Source organism: Mesorhizobium sp. M7A.F.Ca.CA.001.10.2.1, from assembly GCF_003998575.1.
In the GTDB taxonomy this organism is placed as follows: domain Bacteria; phylum Pseudomonadota; class Alphaproteobacteria; order Rhizobiales; family Rhizobiaceae; genus Mesorhizobium.
Genome location: NZ_RZQY01001040.1, coordinates 1 through 1334, shown reverse-complemented (window position 1 = coordinate 1334; position 1334 = coordinate 1). Strand labels below are relative to the sequence as shown.

Annotated in this window: 1 protein-coding gene and 1 pseudogene; one reads left to right on the top strand and one right to left on the bottom strand. The window is 59.2% G+C overall.

The window, feature by feature from the left end; all coding sequences use genetic code 11:
• Positions 1-162 precede the first annotated feature (162 nt).
• Complete coding sequence (locus EN964_RS38245; protein ID WP_127271560.1) at positions 163-372, top strand: hypothetical protein; 210 nt, start codon at positions 163-165, stop codon at positions 370-372.
• A gap of 311 nt (positions 373-683) precedes the next feature.
• On the opposite strand, the pseudogene EN964_RS34825 reads toward EN964_RS38245, so the two are convergent.
• Positions 684-1334: pseudogene (locus EN964_RS34825) on the bottom strand (ABC transporter ATP-binding protein); the annotation flags it as partial.

Here is a 1334-nt window from a genome sequence, read left to right as displayed (position 1 = left end):
CAATGAAGGAGCCCCGCCAGTATTGGCTCCTCTCGTGCGATCGTGCCACCTTGAGTGTATCGTTTTAATACAATCGGCGATTGGTAGACTTGCACCACGGATAGGCAGTTAGTTTCAGCGTCAGGCAAAAAGGGGGGAAATGCCTCGCACTGGGAGAAAACGATGTCCGTACAAAAAGGCGACTTTCGAACCAACAGAGCCGACTACGTGATTGCCGCGATGCATGGCGGAGTGACCGCCGACGACAGCGTTCGAGACGAGAACCTAGCAAGGAGAAAGAAGTCCCTGTGGCTGAAGGAGCGGCGATCGGCCAAGTCGGCTGAGAACCCGTTGGACAGTTCGCCGCTGTCCAAAAGAAGCCCTCGCGGTTAGCGGTCTACAATCCACTTCCGCGATCACACCATATCCGCACACAACCCACTCGCCCATATTGCAGGCGCCGCCGTCGGTGTTGACTAACTCCGACGGCGGCCCAATTCGTGGCGAAACGACCTCCGTTCTCTTGAGAAGACGGCGGGACTAAGGTCTTGCGCTGTAGACGCAAAGGTCCGAGTGGTCCTGTTAGGTTCCGGAAATGTCTGTTGGACGTTCCGCTATTTTATCCAATTGAAATGTAGCGTTACCTGTATTTCCCGCCCGACATCGGCGCCCGATACTGCTGCCCGACGCTCGGCTGTGTCCCCTCAGCCGATGCGATCACCGCTTTTCGGATCGAACAGATGCAATTGGTCTGGTTCGACAACCAACCTCACCTCGTCGCCTGGCTTCACGCCGGCACGGCCCATGGCAAAGACGCAAAGCTGCTGACTGGCCAGCTTGACGTAGAACTGCGTCGAAAGCCCGAGAGGCTCGACCACACCCACCTCGCCCTTCAACGCGCCCTCATCCGCCAACTTGATATGCTCGGGCCGCAGACCGACGGTGATGGCGTCACCGTCCGTCAGCGGCAGGCCTTCCGGCAGCCGCAGCGCCTGGCCATCGGTCAGTACAGCCTCCGGGGTACCACCCTTGCAAACAATCGCCGGCAGGAAATTCATGCCGGGGGAACCGATGAAACCGGCGACGAACATGTTGGCCGGCCGATCATAGAGATCGAGCGGTGCGCCGACCTGCTGGATCAACCCGTCATGCATGACGACGATCCGGTCGGCCATGGTCATCGCCTCGATCTGGTCATGCGTGACATAAACCGATGTCGTCTTCAGCTGCTGATGCAGCGCCTTGATCTCGGCATATGGACGCGCAGCTTGGCGTCGAGGTTCGGCAGCGGCTCGTCGAACAGGAAAACCTTGGGATCGCGCACGATGGCACGCCCCATGGCGACGCGCTGGAGC

Excerpts from the sequence above, each read along its gene's own strand:
- EN964_RS38245 (WP_127271560.1), top strand. The coding sequence starts at position 163 with ATGTCCGTACAAAAAGGCGACTTTCGAACCAACAGAGCCGACTACGTG.